Raw genomic sequence first — 17,921 nt, 5'->3', positions numbered from 1 at the left:
AGGAGGTGGCGCCATGATTGAACAGCGCTATGACATCGGTGGTATGCACTGCTCGGCGTGCTCCAGTGCGGTGGAACGGGTGACCCGTAAGCTTGCTGGCGTGGAGCGTAGCGAAGTCAACCTGCCCATGAACCGCTTGACCATAGTTTACGATGAAACACAAACCACCCCAGAGATGATTATCCAAAAGGTGTCAAAAGCAGGGTTTTCTGCCGTGCTTCACACCGATGAACCCCAAGCTGTGGTGACCACGGCAGACAACACAGCCAAGCATGAAACATGGGGCTTAATCGTCTCTCTCGTCTTTGCAGGCACGTTGCTGGTGATTTCCATGGGGCAAATGCTCTTCCCTTCTATGCCCTTGCCAGATATCATTTCCATGACCACCCACCCTGTGAACTTTGCGTTGATACAGTTGCTGTTGACCCTTCCTGTGTTGGTGATTGGCAAACGGTTTTTCATTGGTGGCTTTGGCTCGCTGTTTCACGGCAATCCCAATATGGACACACTGGTGGCGCTGAGTGCCACGGCTTCTTTATTATATAGTATCGTCATGACCTTTTTGATTTCCGACAACGCCCATTACGCCCACTCTCTGTACTATGAGTCTGCCGCTGTGGTGGTGGCACTGGTATCTGTGGGCAAATATATGGAAGGGCGCAACAAAGAAAAAACCAAAGAAGCCATCCAAAAGCTGATGGCTCTGACCCCAGACACCGCCATTTTGGTTGACAAAGACGGTCAATGGGAAGTGCCAATCGAAAAAATCAAAGTAGGCGACACCGTGCTGGTAAAGCCAGGCGCCAAAATCCCCCTAGATGGCACGGTCACCAGCGGTGATGGTAGCGTCAACGAAGCCATGCTCACTGGCGAAAGCCTGCCTGTCACCAAAACTGCAGGCAGTACCGTCATCGGCGGTAGCCTGTCAGTAGACGGTGCTTTGTTTGTGGAAGTGACCCATGTGGGCAAAGACACTGCCTTGTCGAAAATCATTCAATTCGTAGAAAATGCACAGGGTAAAAAAGCCCCTATCTCCAAACTCGCTGACCAGATTTCTGGTATTTTTGTCCCCGTTGTCATGGTGATTGCCACCGTGTCTGCCATTGTGTGGCTGTTGGTAGGGGCAGACTTTGCCTTTGCGGTGAAAATCTTCACGTCGGTGCTGGTGATTGCTTGCCCCTGCGCCTTAGGTTTGGCTACCCCCACTGCCATCATTGTGGGCACAGGGCTAGGCGCTAACCACGGCATTCTCATTCGCAACGGCGATGCACTGGAAACCACCCACAAAGTCAGTGTTGCCATTTTCGACAAAACTGGCACCATCACAGAGGGAAAACCCACTGTCACCGATGTGCTTGGCGATGACACCACCCAGTTGTTGACCATGGCGGCTTCTTTGGAGATTTTATCTGACCATCCCTTGTCTCAAGCCATTTGTAACCATGTAAAAGCCATCGATTTGTCGGTCCATGATGTCAATTGCTTCCAGAACCACACTGGCAAAGGACTCTCTGCCATGGTTGGTGGACAAGCTGTTTTGGTGGGTAGTCCGCAGTTCATCCAAGATCACGCCATAGACACTAGCCGCTGGAATGGACAAATTTCCACCTTGCAAGGCCAGGGAAAAACCGTGGTGCTGGTGGCTCAAAATGGTATCGCTATGGGTCTGATTGCCATTGCCGACACCATGCGCGTCGATGCCGCTGAAGCCATCTTGAAGCTCAAAGACATGGGCATTGAAACCGTCATGCTCACAGGTGACAACCAAGCGGCGGCCAATTATATTGGCACACAAGCTGGTGTTGACCACATTGTGGCCCAAGTCCTCCCCACCCAAAAGGCAGAGGTGGTGCAACAGTATCAAGCTCAAGGCAAGGTGGTGATGATGGTGGGCGACGGCATCAACGACGCCCCAGCCTTGACCCAAGCCGACATTGGTTGCGCCATTGGCGGCGGCAGTGACATTGCCATCGACTCAGCTCAAATTGTGCTCATGGGACAATCCCTCACTGATGTGTGCCGTGCCATTCGGCTCAGCCGATTGACCATTCGAAACATTCGCCAAAACCTATTCTGGGCATTTTGCTATAACACCATGGGTATTCCTGTGGCGGCTGGGCTGTTCTATGCCAGCTTTGGATTGCTGCTCTCCCCTATGATTGGCGGTTTGGCTATGAGCTGTAGCTCGCTATTTGTGGTGAGCAATGCCTTGCGATTGAAAACAAAAAAACTCTCTTAAAAGAGATGAAATTATGAAATGAGGTAATTCCCATGACCACTTTAAACGTACCAGATATGCACTGCCCCAAATGCGTCGCCCGTATCTCCGATGCCCTGACCGCTGCTGACGTAGCCTTCCAAGTAAATTTAGAAGCCAAAACCGTTGCGGTGGATGAAGCCAAGGTTGATCTTGCCATCTCTGAGCTAGATGATTTGGGCTTTGATGCCACTGTCTAAAAGTTTACAATTTCTAGTGAAAAAAGCCGTTCTGTACCGATACAGAACGGCTTTTTTGGTACATTTTCGACCAAATTCTTGTTGCACTTATGTAAACATTGGTGGTATACTATTTTAGTTAGGGGATTTTAGCCTTTCAATCAAATTCAACCTATTCAGGAGTATATATGAACAACAAAACAAAAGCAATTTCTCTCATGGTTCTCTCGGCCATGTCCTTCGCCATGATGCAAATTATCATCGCCTTAACCGCTGACAATATCCCGTTGTTTGAGCAGTTATTTTTCCGTAATCTGGTTACCACGTTTATTGCCTTTCTTGCCATTCGCAAGCAAAAACTATCCTATTTTGGCGCACGCAAAAACCGCCTGTTACTAATCTGCCGCTCTGGTTTTGGCTATTTTGGCATGATTACCACGTTCTCTGCCGCTGGCATTGGCAACCAAGGGGATATCAATACGATTATGAAAATGTCGCCATTTATTGTGTCTTTGTTGGCATTTTTATTCTTAAAGGAAACCATCACCAAATACCAAATCGCTGGCTTATTTGTGGCAACGGCAGGTGTGTTTTTCATTTCCAACCCACAGTTCAATTCTGACTGGTACCCCTTGTTTATCGCTGGGCTGGCCTGTTTGTTCTCTGGCGTGGCGTATACCTTCATCGGAGCCCTTAAAGGCAAAGAACGACCTGAAGTGATTATTTTCTTCTTCTCCATTTTCTCCACTACCTTGACCTTGCCATTGATGTGCATGAACGTTGTGGTACCCACGTTGTTTGAAGGGTTTATGTTGGTGCTCATCGGTGTGTTTGCAGGCTTGGGCCAAATCACCCTCACCTATTCCTATACCTTTGCAAGGGCCTCCGAGGTCAGTATTTACAATTATTCTGGCATTGTATTTTCCATGTTGTTTGGATATGTTTTTTTGCAACAAACTGTCAAGCCCACTTCACTTATAGGTGCAGTACTGGTCATCATCGCTGGTGCCATTGTATTTTTCGGCAACAGCAAATTGGAAAAAGCCAAAGCATAAAAAAATCACCCAAGGGAAGCCAAAACTTCCCTTGGGTTTTTCCTTTACCGTTTGTCAAACGATGGATTCATGTAATACACATTCTTCTCATCCGAGCGATCTTTCACCAAACGCAAGCCTTCCCCAAATCTTTGGAAATGTACCACTTCGCGAGCACGAAGGTACCGGATGACATCCGATACATCGGGGTCATCGCACATCCGCAGGATATTGTCATAGGTCATGCGAGCCTTTTGCTCTGCGGCTATGGCGTAAGAGCAACATTGCTTATTGTGGCATTGATGAAGAATTGAAAAGGTATCTTTAATCGGCGTCGTAGTATCTCGTTTGCGGTCGGTGAACTTGATGTTCACTGGAGGATAGCCGTTGCGGATCAGCGCAAAGTTCATCGTTGGTCAAGCGCACCTGCTTCCGCTTGCATTTATTCCTGAGGTATTACCCTGGGATTGTCAAGGTGACTGTAGTGCCTTGCCCTTGTGTTGACTGGATTGTTAGTCCGAACCCCACCCCAAATTCTGTCACCACTCGTTTTTGGATGTTGGCTAAGGCAATTTGCTTCAGGCCGTCGGGATTGTGCGAAGTGGGGGTGACGGCGGCAATGGTGTCTTGCAATGTTTTTAATTTATCAGATGTCATTCCACAGCCGTCATCGGTAATAGTAAAGCAAAGGTTTTTATGGATTTTCTCGCCCCACAGGGTCAAGTGACAGCCTGTATGGTCAGAAAAGCCATGGATGATGGCGTTTTCCAAGATAGGCTGTAAGAGCATACGGGGAATCTGCCGTTCTTCAATGGCATAGTGAATGTCAAAATCTGGCTCAAACCGCTCAGGATAGCGAATTTGCATCATGGTGGCATATTTTTCCAGCACAATCACTTCGCTCAAACAGGAAATCGACTCATCCCCATCATAGGCATAGCGAAGAAGGTGTGCCAAGCCGTCGCTGAGTTTGGCCACTTTTTCGGTTTCTCCCTGTCGATTTAAGCCACGAATGACAGCCAAGGTGTTGACGGTGAAGTGGGCGTTGATTTGCTTTTTCAGCGAGGCTACAATAGCGGTTTGTCGTTCTAGTTCTGTGGTATGAACTGCGCGTTCTAAGGCAAATGTGGCTTGGGTGCGTTCTTCCAGCTGGACGATGAGATGGTTGATTTCATCTACCAGACCGTCAAAGTCTGCTTGTCCTGTGTGGGAGAGTTGAGATTCGGTGGCAGAATGGCCAATGGATTTTGCGTTGCCAATAATATGGAGCATGGGCTGTAGAAATAGGGTTTTAAGCAGCAAAATACAGCCCCATAAGGCGATTCCAGAGAGTATCAGCGTCCAGATGGTGGCCATGGTAAAATACTGGGTGGCTGTGTGCAAATGGTCTTCGTTGACGGAGCAAACCACAGAAAACGGGGTAATCCCCATCTGTTTTTCCATCGTCATAGTGTCATCAGTAAAGTTGCCGCTGTTGATAATCACATCATCGCCAGAGAGAAGTGACACGCTTAAATAAGAGTCTAGATGATAAGACTGTACCAAGGTATATAGCTTCTCTCTGCTGGTGAGCATGAGGAAATAGCCCAGCATGGAACCAGCATCATCATAAATGCCCACCACATAGCCCAAGCGTAATTCCCCCTGGGTGGAGACAGTGATGTGAGATGGCAGGGAGAGTGTCTCCAGTTGACGAGAAAGAAGCTGGGCTGAGGGATTGGAAAAGCTTCCTGTTAGGCGATAAAAATCTCCATCCACATCCATGGCAATGACATCACTGACAAAAGAAGCGTTGTATTGGTTTTGAAGTTCTGCCTCCAAATCACCTGCTAAGACAATGCGCGCCATGGTGTCATCGGTGGTGAAAAATGCTTGGAGGGTGGCGTTATCTTGGAGGGTGTAGCAGAGTTGTTCTAGCTGGGTGAACTCTGCGCTGAGCTGATCGGTGATTTGAATGATAGAGGTGTTGAGTGTACTCTCAGTCTGGTCGTAAATAAAACGGGAGACCACCAGATAGAAGATGCCCCAAATTACAAATAGCGATACCAAAAAAGCAACAAACAGCAACATTAAATTGCGTTTTAGCGTTCGTCGTATCATCTTCGCACCTCCTTTAGTCTAGCGCAGTCAAAATCTCCGTCCACAGGGTTAAAAAGGTATCTCGATACTGGGCTGAAAAATCTTCATCTGTTGACAATACAGAGAACGTGGATAGAGAAGGAGATAACCCCTCGGCATCTGTGCGAGCAGGCCAAATACCCTCGTTTGCCAGAAGGATGGATAGCCCTTCCCCTTGCCCGTCCGTTTCCCCTAAAATATAGCGGATGAACAGCTTGGCGCTGGCCACATTGGGGGCACCGTCCACCATCATAATGGCGGCAGGGTTTGCCACGCCACTAAAAGGTGCCATGTCGTAGCACAGAGCGAAATGATAGCCGTCGGCATTATATCGGATTTTGCTGGCATTCATTAGCCCCACAACACCTTCACCGTATTCGATGCCATTGGCCACATCATCGCTGTCGTTGACAATGTGAAGCCCGTTATTCACCAGTTTACGGAGAAAGGTTTCAAAAATAGTAGCGCTGCCATCCCCCACATAGTCGGTGCTGTAATATTGGGTGTAGGCTTGTTCTAACAGGTCGCTATTTTGTTGGAGCATGGCGAAGAAGGTATAGGATATCATGCTGTCAGAGGGGTTGGTGATGTATACTTTATCCGCCCATTGTGGCTCGGTCAGCTCCCACCAGTTGGCTACAGGTGGGGCGTCAAAGCTTTGGGTGCTATACACCAGCATGGGCACCTCCACCATAACGCTGACATAGCTGTCATTGAGCCCGTCTAGCATGGCATCTGCCATGTCATAGGGGAGATATTTTTGCACTAAGTCGTCTGGAATGAGTTCCTCGGTGATAGAGCCAGAGCCATTGGTGAGAAACACCAAGTCGGCGGTGATAGCATCCGCATCCTTATCAGATACAAGTTGCTCCACCATATCCTCTGTTCTGGCATAGATGACCTCTACGCTAAGCCCAGAATATTCTTCTTCAAAGGCGGCGGCCACATCCACCAGACGAGAAGATACCGTGTAGATGGTGAGGACACCCTCCTCTAAGGCCTGTGCATAGAGCTCCTCTGGCGTTTCCTCAGCCGATAAATTTGCATCCACAAGCCACTGGCTTGCGGTGCTATCCTCACGGATAGCACCGCAAGAGGATAAGGTCAACAAACTCATTAGCAATAGGCATGGAACTAAAAACTTTTTCATTACAGTGCTCCTTTTACGCAGGGTTAATGGATGTGGTTTGCTCAATATACGATAAGAGGGTGGTTAAACCCAAGTCTTCATATCCAGTTAGATAGCTGTTCCAAATGGCATCGTCACTGGGGTCATAGGTGCCATCGCAAAAGCCATCTAGCCATTGCTGGGTATAGTCTTCTATGGCCAGGGCTCTGTCATATAAGTCCTGATTACCTGTCAAATCAATGGGGCTTAGTATCACTGTTGGCTGAGAGGCCTGTTGGACAATAAGTCCACGGTTGTTGAGATAGGCGGTATCAAAGTTGGTATAAGATACATGGTCGGCAATGTCTGGATAGACATAATAGGGGCCAGAATTTGCAAAATTCTTATTTTGTGCCAGCCCGTCGTAATGGGAATGCACCACCACGGAGGCTTTGGCACCTTGGCTGTCCAAATCGGTGGCGGAGGCATATTCCCAGTCCACACCCTCTTCCCCATAACAGGCAATGAGACTGGCCTCTGGGCTAAGCATGAGATTTAGCAACGTTATGGCCGCCTCTGGGTTACTAGCGTTGGCAGGTATAACAGCGCCTACCATTGGCAGAGGCGTGGAGATGGTGGCATGGGATATGCCATCTTCTGTGGCAATGGGACTAACGGGGCTATAACGCATAGGCACATCAAAATGATTATTCCAAAAAACACCGCCTACATCGTTGGTGGTGAAGGCCCCTAGCACATCGCTGGCAGAGGAAGTCAATTCCGACAGTTGGTGCGTGGTTAGGGGGCTAGTCAGGAGATTTACTCCATCGGTTCCATACAGGGAGGAGAGATAAATCATAGCCTCACGCCAACCATCCTGAGTGGGGGCGAACTGGATGCCCGTCTCATCGGCATAAAAGCGGTAATTGTCGGTGTCGTTGTAGACAAAGGCGTTGATGAGATAGTCGCGGCAGGGATAAAGGTCATCGCTACTGGCAAAGGGAACCTCATCTAACATGCCATTGCCATTTGGGTCATCTGTTGCAAAAGCCTCTAGCACAGCAGCGAGTTCGGCAGTGGTTGTGGGGATAGATAGATCTAGTGTATGTAGCCAATTTATGTTAATCCAGAGGGTTTCGTCAGCGGTGGACAGCTTTGAGGCATCTAACTGGGGGGCATAATAGAGGTGCCCGTCCTCAGCGGTTAAATAGGAAGCAAGATCATAAGATGTGATATCCGTCACAATGGCACCCAAGGATTGTCCATCCGTTAGCAGACTGTCTAAGGGGTAGATATATCCCCCTTCCCCCAGAGAATTGATGATTTGGGGCGTAAAAAAGTCGGTCTCTTGGGTGGTGAAAGAAAACAAAATATCGGTCTGCAAGGTGCCATCTGTGATACTGTCAGACACAGCTTGTCCGCTATAAATGGGTGCCACCACATTGAAAATCAAGGTGTACCCTGTCTGTTCCTCCAGCCATTGTTTATAGTGGTTGACGGAAATATCTTCAATATAGGGGCTTTCGGCCATGGTGATGGTCAGGATGATGGGCTCTGCTTTGGGCGCGAGAAGGGGGAGCAGCTGCTGTCCGCCCCAGATTGCAATCACCACACCCAGCACAAGCAAGGGGAACTGTTTTTTCATGTGCCACCGCCTGTTTCCTTGTATTTTCTAGGGGGAACACCGTAATATTCTTTGAACACACGGTTGAAGTACCGATAATCGGGGTAACCGCACTGGCTGGCAATGTCTTTTAGTGGCTGTTGCCCTTTTTCGAGTTCTTTTTTAGCCACCTCCATCCGTAGGGCGGTGATATGGTGGGTCAGGGTGGTGTCGCAGTGCTTGGAAAAGAGGGTGCAAATATAGTTGGGGCTGAGAGAAAACTGCTTGCCCAAAGACTCTAAGGAGTGCTTTTGGTGGTAGTTTTCCTGTAAATAGATAAGCAAATCCCCAAAGGCTGGGTTGTAGCTTTTTGAGGCTGCCACTGTTTTGCCAGAGAGCCGTTCGAACAGCTTGCCTAATATCATTTCCACTTCTTCGGGCTCGAAGGGTTTGAGTAGGTAGTCGTAGCCACCTTCTAAGAAAAAGCGGCGCGAGTTTTCAAAAGAGCCATAAGCGCTCACCATTAAAAAGTAGGGCGTTAGGCCAAGTTCTTTCAGTTTTTGCATCAGGGCGATACCGTCAAAGGGCTCCATTTTCAAATCGGAGACCACCAATTCAGGCTGTAGATTTATAATTTCATCCAAGGCCACGGCAGGGGTGTTGCTACTGCCCACCACTTCAAAGCCGTTGTCTAGCCAGACGATATTGTGGCGCAATTCATCTAATATCACAGTGTCGTCATCCACCAAATACACACGATACATGGAAACACTCCCCTCCCTCATGGCAATACTATAACTTATTCTATCATACTGGAAATGCCAGGAGCTTGTATAGGTAGTATACTATAAAAAAGGTGGACAATCTACAGTTTTTCAATATTTTGGGAATTTGTGCGTATGGGTCATGGTGGGGATGTGGAGACTATCACACCTGTAGATAATCCAACTATCCCATAGGATAAACCCTTCCTTTTTTTGGGATTTAAGTTACAATAAGTGGTATCTATGGAAACTTGAACAAGAATTTTGGAACTTTTAGGAGGAACAAGGATGAAAAAACGAATATTAGCCATGATTATGACCCTCAGTATGCTCTGTACACTAGTGCCGATGACGGCGCTGGCGACGGAGACGTCTGAAACGATTACGGGGCTCAACTTAGCCTATGCCAATGAGAGTTTAACCCTTTCTTGGACTGAGCCAGAGGCCTATGTAGAGTACCAAAACTACTACTATCGGGTAGACATGACCATGACAGGCAACGCCTCAATTGCTGGCAGAGGGCAAGATGTCTGGTATGGCGACACTAGCCTTGAAGTGTTGGATTGGCTCACTTGGGAAGAAGGCGGTGGTACATACTCCGATGTGCAAGTGTTCCTGTATGACGATGATGATGACGATGAGACCATTCTGGCGCAATCAGAAATCATGGGCATCTCATTGAATATGACCCATGAGACAGATACCACCACAGCAATTACCCTGACCCCTTACGATGATGGCAGTGTTGACCCTATCTATTTGGTAACCACAGATTTGGAGTGGAACCATGCAACCATGATTGTGGATGAATTCTACGCCCTAGATTGCTACGAAGATGGCGGCAAATACTATGTAGCGGATGATTCTTACAACCTGTTCATTGAAACAGCTCTAACTGAAGATCAACCTCTAAATATGGACGTGATAACTTCTGTAAGCGCTGGTAATGATGAGAACGAATACGACATCACCATCACACGTTATGATGTAGAGGTTGTGGAGGCGAGTTTCGACTTAGATGCTCCCACTAACCTAAAAGTGGAGATAGACACCGATATTCACAACACCCTACCTATCTTAACTTGGGAAAATCCAAACACTGGTGGTAGTTATCAATACCCTATTAGAATGGAACGCAATTATGATGATAACGGCAATCCAATCGAAGATTGGGTAACTGGCTATTCTTCTGGTTTTGGTGAATACATGACCCTAGAGGGTGACTACATTCGAAATATGAATGTAGAATATACCTATTCTCAGTATGGTGTTATGGTAAAAGACTGGGAAACCGAAGAAATCAGCGATTACACCTATTTAGATGTAAATTACACATCTTATCCTAGCCTTTCTAGCACAGAAAAAACAGCTTATTTCACTTATGACGCAGATGAAGATGCCTACTATTTCACCATTGAAGGTCTGCCTGCCAACACAACAACAAATCTTGCTTTTGGTGAAATCACCGATGATTATGGCGGTAACTATTACGAATATTCTGAAGTTGGTGTGGGCTTCTGCGAAACTGACGATTACGGCACCGTCGTGTTTGAAATTGAAAATAACGAGTGGTGGGATTTAAGTCAGCTTGAAGCCATGGCAAGCGCTGAAGCTATGGGCGAAAGCGACTTCTATGACATCACATTGTACACCGAGCAATCTGTATCTCAAGATGGTGACGGCACATACAATGTGTCTCTCACAGAAACTGTCTATCCACTGACCATTGATTTTTCTGAGTTTGAGAGTAGCGACGACGGCGACACCACCTCTAGCCTTTCTATCTATGAACAAAATGGTATGCTCTATGGTCGGTGGGATGACAGCGAGACAGATGCAGGTGTTTTCTGGACATTATCTGATAATTTCAACGAATATTTTAGTATTTATAGCACAGGTAATAATGGTGAAGGAGATATTCTTTACTATGCGCCTGATGTGCTAAGCACTTACAATGGCGAATTCACAGCAACTAAATTCTCAGTATTTATCGATGAAGAGAATGCCTATGATAACTGGGAAAATGAACCTGGAGATTCTGTAGAATGGCAAACCCTTGATGTGTCTATCACAGTGAAAGATGGTGGCACTGCAACGGATAAAGGTACCATCACCTTTGACGGCACAAGAGAAGAAACCCATAGTGATGTAACAGCTACCATCGCCACTGTTACCGTGACTGGTTTGCCAGAAAATACCACTGTATTTTTAGAAAATGATGATACCAACGGTGGTAAGTTTGCTATTACAAACGGAAAAGGCGAAGCCAGTTTTGAATTCTATTCTTATGACGGTGGCGCAAACTATAGCTATAACTTCGACAGCACAGCCTTAGATAGCTACGATGCCGTGGTACTCACAACCACAGGCTCTGGCGTGACTTATACCTCTACATTTACCACCTATGCGCTGGATGTAGACGGCGACACCACCGACCAAATCGACCCACCAGCAAATCTAACGGTTACAATAGACTCTGACATCTACCAAACCCTTCCAATTTTGACTTGGGACGCCGTTGGTGTCATGGGTTACGTTTCTTATGGCATTCGTTATATGAATGGCGAGAACTATGGTAGCACTAGCTGGGGCACCGTGAATAATTACCACGCAATCTGCAGCGGAGATGTGCTTACTGCCAGCTCTAGCTATTCGCAAAAATCATATACACAATATTTTGTGAATATTGATGACTATGATGGTGCCAGCAGCAGTGAGTCTTCTGTAAAAGTAGACTACACCACCAATAACCTATATTCTGACACGCTGTATAATGTGGGATACTCTTATGTAGACTACAGCGAACAAACAATCCACACATTGACATTTGCAGACCTACCTGCAAATTCAAGCATCCAACTAAGCTATGGCACACTTGATGGCGATGGTGAATTTGTTAGAATTTACGAACAATCCGCAGAGACAGACGCAAGCGGTGCTGCTGAAATCAAAGTTTACCAATGGCCATCCGAAGATGCAGATGCCTTCTACCTCTTAGGCTTAGGGGATAAGACTATTTCGGCAGATGAGTATTACACCTTGAAAATATATACAGACGCATCTGTTACTTATGATGAAGCCAACGAAGAATATGATATCTCATTGACCGAGACAAACTATTTGTTAAATGTGAATACCGAGGGCGACATTGGTACAGACCTCGACCCACAAACAATTTCTTGGAACTATTCTGGCACTTTGAATTTGGAATACGGCACAACATCTAACTATTATACCGCCACCAATACCTCCGAAAACGGCGGCGCAATTTCCTACTCCTCTAGCGATACCGATGTTGTCACCGTAGACAGCTCCACTGGCGCAATCACCATCGTAGGCGCTGGCACGGCTACCATTACCGCCACCGCCGCCGCTACTGATACGTATAGCGCAACCACCAGCAGCTATACTGTGGTGGTTGGTCAGGCTAACCCCTCTGCTAGTGATTTCACTGCAACCATCCCCACTGGCTTGACCTATGGTGGCACCATCACCGCAACCACCATTGCTGTCAACGAAGGTCTTGTTGGCATGGGCGAAGTAACCGCTATCTATTATGACGGCTCTACCACCCTGCCCACCGATGCTGGCACCTATACCGTCACCTTCGACGTGGCAGAAGGCACCAACTACAGCGACATCACTGGCTTAACTGCTGGCGAATTGGTCATTGCTGCCTATACCGACGTGAGCAACGAAACCGTCACCTCCATCACCTTACCTCTTAGCAACATTGTCTTCCCAGACATCGTCATCACTGGCGTGGATGGCGAAGCAGTGACTGGCGCTGTGACCTATTTTGTGGACGGAGTCAATAAAGATTTGGACGACGACATCATGCCTGCTTTGGAAGCATTGAGCGGCGGCGAGTCTTTGTCCATCAGCTACTACTTCACCTCCACCGACACCAACTATTCTGTCACCTTGTTGAGTGGATCTATCACTATTACAATGGTTGACATCGCCTTCGTAACCGATGGCGATTACATCACCGTCAGCGATGCACCCACCTATGGCGACAGCTGGGACGACATTCTCACAGTGAATGTCATCACCGCAACTGTGGGCGAAGAAACCATCGACGGCACCTACAGCCTAAACGTGACTGGTTCTCCCGATGCTGGCGACTATGATTACACACTGTCCTTCACCTCCGATGATTACGCCGACATCTACGTCACCGCTGGCTCTGTCACTGTGGAACCCAAGGCCTTGACCATCGCCGTCAGCGATGACAGCGTGTACAAAAATTACGACCTGCCCACCTCCATCACCTTGACCTACGACGGTTTGGTGACAGGCGATAGCTTCGATGCTACCCCAACCTTCACCTTGACTGACAGCGAGGGTGCAACTTTGGCCGATAGTTCCACCAATGGTTCTTACATCATCACTTGGACCAATCCAGAAGCATTCTCCGACAGCAACTACACCATCACCATTGACCCCACCGCAACCTTGACCATCTCCACCAAGCCCTCTTCTGGTGGCGGTGGCGGTAGCTCTGATAGCACCGATTCCTCCGATACTTCTAGCGACTCCACCGTATCCACCAACGACAACGGCGATGCTGTTGCCTCTGTGGGCGCCGATACCTCCACCTCCAACGGCACCACCACTGCTACCGTCAGCGAAGAAACCTTGACCCAAGCCATCACCGATGCAGTGGATGCCACCGACGATGGCGTAGCCACCGTGGAAATCGTGGCCACCGTCAGCTCCAGCGCCAATGCCGTGGCCGTAGAAGTCCCTGCCAACGCACTGGCAACTTTGGCTGAAAGCGACGTGGAAACCCTGACCATCACCTCTGAAGTTGGCACCTTGGAAATCTCCAGTGAAGCCGCCGCCTCCATTGCCGCCCAAGCTGGGGAAGATGCTCAGGTGTCTATCACCATCGGGCAAGTGGATACGGCCAGCGAACTTTCCGAAACCCAACAAGCTGTGGTGGGCGACAGCCCTGTCTTTGACCTGTCTGTCACTGTGGATGGTGATTATGTGACCCATTTCGACGGCGGTCTTATCACCGTGTCTGTACCTTATGAACTGGCTGACGGCGAAACCGGCGACGGCGTTGTGGTCTGGTACCTAGACGACGCAGGCAACCTAGATATCATGTTTGCCTCCTACGACGATGACACTGGTTTGGTTACCTTCACCACCACTCACTTCTCCTATTATGTGGTGGCTCACAACAGCTTGTACGCCACCGAGCAAAACTTCACCGACGTGGACATCAACGCCTATTACTACCTACCCATGCTGTGGGCATTGGGCAATGGGGTGACCGCTGGTTATGAAGACGACACCTTCCGTCCCACCGCATCTTGCACCCGTGCCCAAGCCGTCACCTTCTTGTGGCGTGCCGCCGGCGAACCAGAAGCCACCATCGACAATCCCTTTAGCGATGTGGCTGAAGGCGTTTACTACTACGATGCAGTGCTGTGGGCTGTGGAAAATGGCATCACCAATGGCTATGAAGACGGCACCTTCCGTCCCGACACCACTTGCAACCGTGGTGCCATCGTCACCTTCTTGTATCGCTTTGCTGGCGAACCGATCGTATCTGGCGAAGCCGAAGAAATTGCATCCGATGTGGTGGACGGCACTTACTACTACAACGCAGTGCTGTGGGCCATCGAAAACGGCATCACCACTGGCTATGAAGACGAGACCTTCCGTCCCAACACCACCTGCAACCGTGGCGCAATTGTCACCTTCCTGTATCGGTACTTGGCCGAGTAAAAGTTCAAAGTCAAACCACCAGCTCAGCTAGTGGCTTGAGATAGCCCTAGAAGGGCGGAACTGACATACCCCTAAAGGGATCCCGAACGGTCTGCCACGTGCATTGCTGTTTCGGGCCACCCTTTAGGGGGTTTTTCCTGCCTTGGTATTCTTGCTACTCGTGAACGGGTCGGTGTACTCTTTCAGGCTCATTTGGTCTGCCATTTCATCTTTGCGTGTCGGTCAAATATCATCAAGCTACTTTTTCCCTTTTCCTTTTAAAAGCCCATTATTTGGCCTACGTCTTGCATAACACTGTCTGTAATGGTCACTCAAAAGGTTTTTTCAATGCTCCAAAACCTGCAAAACAGAAAAACGCCCTCTCTTGCCACCCTCTCTTGCTAGACCCAAGAGAGGGTGGCGATGTTGCGTCTACGCCATAGCAGCATCTGCGACTATGGTATAGAATCAACCTTCTGGGCATATATTGGAACAAATCTTTTTAAAGGAGTTGTTTCAATGTTAGAACAAAATCACCTTTGCCAGAGCGTTTTTAAACATGGCGAACCCACTGTGGCGCACGTGACAGCGGTTTGGATTGAGCTGATCAACACGGTAGAACAGAATAAATCCAGTGCACCTTTTATAACCCCATGAACGTCGCCATTTATTGCCGCTTATCCGAAGAAGACCGCAACAAAGCAAACCCACTGGACGACAGCGTTAGCATTCAAAATCAAAAAACCATGCTCATCCAATACGCATCAGCTCAGAGGTGGGACATTTACCATATTTACAGCGATGATGATTACACTGGGGCTGATCGCAACCGTCCTGCATTTCAGGCCTTGTTAGCGGATGCCCAAGACGGGAAATTCCAGATTGTGCTGTGTAAATCTCAATCTCGGTTTACCCGTGAGTTAGAGTTGGTGGAGCGATATATCCACGGCCTCTTCCCTGTCCTTGGCATCCGCTTTATCGGCTTGGTGGACAACGCCGACACCGCCAACAAGGGTAACAAAAAGTCTCGCCAAATCAACGGTCTGGTCAACGAATGGTACTTAGAGGATATGTCGGATAATATCCGTTCTGTGCTGACTAACCGCCGTCAGCAAGGCCACCACATCGGTGCCTTTGCACTGTATGGCTATCAAAAAGACCCCGACCAAAAAGGGCACCTCATCATTGACCCACCAGCGGCGGCGGTGGTGCAGGAGGTGTTCACCCTCTATAGCCAAGGCTACGGCAAAAGCGCCATTGCCCGTATTTTAAACGACAGAAATATCCCCAATCCTACAGAATATAAACGCCAGCAACATCTCCGCTATACGCCGCCCAAGAGCCAAACCGCCACCCTTTGGAAGTACCCTGCTATTTCCAGTATGCTGGTCAATGCAATGTACATCGGCCACATGGTGCAAGGCAGATATGGCAGTGTGTCCTACAAAACCAAAGAGAACCGCCCTCGTCCCAAAAAGGACTGGATTGTGGTAGAAAACACCCATGCGCCCATTATTCAGCCGCCGTTGTGGGACAGTGTGCAAAATTTGATTGCCCAAAAAACCAAGCCTTTTGTCACGGGGCACATTGGCCTCTTTGCCCACAAAGCCCAATGTGCCACCTGTGGCTACACCCTGCGCTCATCCAAATGTCGGGGGAAGCATTATCTTTCTTGCCCCACCCACCATGTGAAGGAGTCGGGTTGCATAGGGGCATTTATTGCCGTAGATACCTTGGAGGCCATGGTGCTGGCTCAGCTCAATTACTTGGCAGAAGCCTATCTCGACCAAACCCAATTGGAACAAGGCATCCACATGGTAAGTGGCTTGGCAGACCGAAAACAGCAGCTTATAAAGGAGAAAACCTTGCTAGAGAAAAAGCAGGACAGCCACTATCTCCAAACCCTCTACGCTGACAAAGTGGATGGCAAGTTATCGCAAGAAGATTTTCAGCAATTGCGCACCATGTTCAATCAAGAAAAAGAAAGTCGCATCCAAACCATCGCCACCTACCAAGCCAAATTGGAAGCCCTCCAAGCCCAATTGGATGCAGGACAAAACCGACGCGCCTTGGTGGAACAGTATTTACATATCGACAAATTGACCCGAGAAATGGTGGAGGTGCTCATCGACCACATCACCGTAGGACGGCGGAAACAAGGGGAAAAATACCCGCCCGTTGAAATTCATTGGAATTTTTAAAACAGAAAACACCCTCTCTTCCTTCCAGAAAGAGAGGGTGTTTGTCATCTTGGAAACAACTGATTTTCTTTGTACAGATTACAGGACTTTTTCATTTTTTGGCCAGCTAAAAATAGAAGCAGAGGGTTCAATGACCGTGCCTGCTGGGGACAGCGTTTCACACAACGCATACAGGTGATGCACAGCGTGGTATCTGTTTGGTTGGGTTGGCTTTTGAGGATAGCACCCACAGGGCAGTTTTGGGCGCACTCTCCGCAGTGGTTGCAAGCACGTGAGGTTTTGGGTTTTAATGGAACACCACCAAATACACGGTATGGGCGATTGCCGGGAATTTCTAACGCAGAGGCTTTGTCTACGTTCAATTGCAAGGCAATTTGCTTCCCGAATGCCATCAACTCGGCCCTATCTGCTTGGTTGGGGCGACTGGTGGCAAATTGTGGCATGATGGAGTGCTCACACACGGCGACCACCCCTGCCACAGGCGTAAATCCAGTGGCGATTGCCCCGTCATATAGCTCAATCAAGGTATCTTCTATGGCGCGATTTCCGTAGCTGACCAGTAATACAGTTTTGGCACCGTGCCCCTTCAACTGCGCCAACCGTTCCATGGCAATGGCTGGCACACGACCGCCAAAAGACGGTACAGAGATAATGCAAACATCATCGTGCCCAATGGTCATGTCATCCAAAGTCAGGGCAGTTAAGTCCACCTCTTGATTCACAGTGCCCAGTCCCTTTGCCAACGCCAGAGCTGCTTGTTTGGTGCCTCCAGTGGGACTAAAATGTAGGCTTATCATCGACATTGATACCCCATCCTCTCCATATCATTTCTAGGAATAGTTTACCACAGAGTTCTCAGAAAAACAACGTTCATATAATTTCCCTGATAGAGATGACTTTTTCCCTATAGTATGGTACTATTGTATCTGAAAACCA

General features: G+C 48.3%; 11 protein-coding genes and 1 pseudogene. 6 read left to right on the top strand and 6 right to left on the bottom strand.

Features of this window, described 5'->3' with window-relative positions:
- The first annotated feature begins 13 nt into the window (after positions 1-13).
- From RFF05_RS01740 to RFF05_RS01730, 3 genes are all read left to right on the top strand, one after another.
- Entirely contained in the window at positions 14-2,239 is a 2,226-nt protein-coding gene (locus RFF05_RS01740; protein WP_409968713.1) for a heavy metal translocating P-type ATPase, read from the top strand.
- A gap of 32 nt (positions 2,240-2,271) precedes the next feature.
- Positions 2,272-2,457 carry a heavy-metal-associated domain-containing protein gene (locus tag RFF05_RS01735; RefSeq protein WP_409968712.1) on the top strand — a complete coding sequence of 62 codons (186 nt, stop codon included), beginning with the start codon at positions 2,272-2,274 and terminating at the stop codon, positions 2,455-2,457.
- 167 nt (positions 2,458-2,624) lie between these two features.
- On the top strand, positions 2,625-3,491 hold the full coding sequence (locus RFF05_RS01730; protein ID WP_409968711.1) for a DMT family transporter: 867 nt from the start codon (positions 2,625-2,627) through the stop codon (positions 3,489-3,491).
- 44 nt (positions 3,492-3,535) lie between these two features.
- Here the strand turns inward: RFF05_RS01730 and RFF05_RS01725 are convergent.
- From RFF05_RS01725 to RFF05_RS01705, 5 genes and pseudogenes are all read right to left on the bottom strand, one after another.
- Positions 3,536-3,739 (bottom strand): annotated as a pseudogene (locus RFF05_RS01725) (manganese catalase family protein); the annotation flags it as partial.
- A 187-nt stretch (positions 3,740-3,926) separates the two neighbouring features.
- Positions 3,927-5,570 carry a sensor histidine kinase gene (locus RFF05_RS01720; RefSeq protein WP_409968710.1) on the bottom strand — a complete coding sequence of 548 codons (1,644 nt, stop codon included), beginning with the start codon at positions 5,568-5,570 and terminating at the stop codon, positions 3,927-3,929.
- 13 nt (positions 5,571-5,583) lie between these two features.
- Positions 5,584-6,738, bottom strand: coding sequence for an ABC transporter substrate-binding protein (locus RFF05_RS01715; protein ID WP_409968709.1), 1,155 nt, complete (start codon positions 6,736-6,738; stop codon positions 5,584-5,586).
- A gap of 13 nt (positions 6,739-6,751) precedes the next feature.
- A complete protein-coding gene (locus RFF05_RS01710; RefSeq protein ID WP_409968708.1) occupies positions 6,752-8,341 on the bottom strand; it encodes a hypothetical protein in 1,590 nt (529 codons plus the stop codon).
- Positions 8,338-9,063: a helix-turn-helix domain-containing protein gene (locus tag RFF05_RS01705; RefSeq protein ID WP_409968707.1), complete on the bottom strand. Its 726-nt coding sequence runs from the start codon at positions 9,061-9,063 to the stop codon at positions 8,338-8,340. The genes RFF05_RS01710 and RFF05_RS01705 overlap by 4 nt, the downstream gene beginning before the upstream one ends.
- Before the next feature lie 288 nt (positions 9,064-9,351).
- Between RFF05_RS01705 and RFF05_RS01700 the strand changes: the two genes are divergently transcribed.
- The 3 genes from RFF05_RS01700 (at position 9,352) to RFF05_RS01690 (ending at position 16,985) form a co-directional block, all read left to right on the top strand.
- Complete coding sequence (locus RFF05_RS01700) at positions 9,352-14,805, top strand: S-layer homology domain-containing protein (RefSeq protein WP_409968706.1); 5,454 nt, start codon at positions 9,352-9,354, stop codon at positions 14,803-14,805.
- A 498-nt stretch (positions 14,806-15,303) separates the two neighbouring features.
- The gene (locus RFF05_RS01695; RefSeq protein ID WP_409968705.1) at positions 15,304-15,441 is read left to right on the top strand and encodes a hypothetical protein; all 138 of its coding nucleotides are present in this window, start codon (positions 15,304-15,306) and stop codon (positions 15,439-15,441) included.
- Positions 15,438-16,985: a recombinase family protein gene (locus RFF05_RS01690; RefSeq protein WP_409968704.1), complete on the top strand. Its 1,548-nt coding sequence runs from the start codon at positions 15,438-15,440 to the stop codon at positions 16,983-16,985. Before RFF05_RS01695 ends, RFF05_RS01690 begins: the two co-directional genes overlap by 4 nt.
- 44 nt (positions 16,986-17,029) lie before the next feature.
- Here RFF05_RS01690 and RFF05_RS01685 read toward each other — a convergent pair whose 3' ends face one another.
- A complete protein-coding gene (locus tag RFF05_RS01685) occupies positions 17,030-17,788 on the bottom strand; it encodes a 4Fe-4S binding protein (protein ID WP_409968703.1) in 759 nt (252 codons plus the stop codon).
- Positions 17,789-17,921: the final 133 nt, after the last annotated feature.

It is taken from the genome of Bengtsoniella intestinalis, from assembly GCF_039719005.1.
Taxonomy (GTDB): Bacteria; Bacillota; Clostridia; order Oscillospirales; family Oscillospiraceae; genus Oscillibacter; species Oscillibacter intestinalis.
The sequence above is the reverse complement of the archived record's forward strand: the minus strand, read 5'-3'. Positions and strand labels throughout refer to the sequence as shown.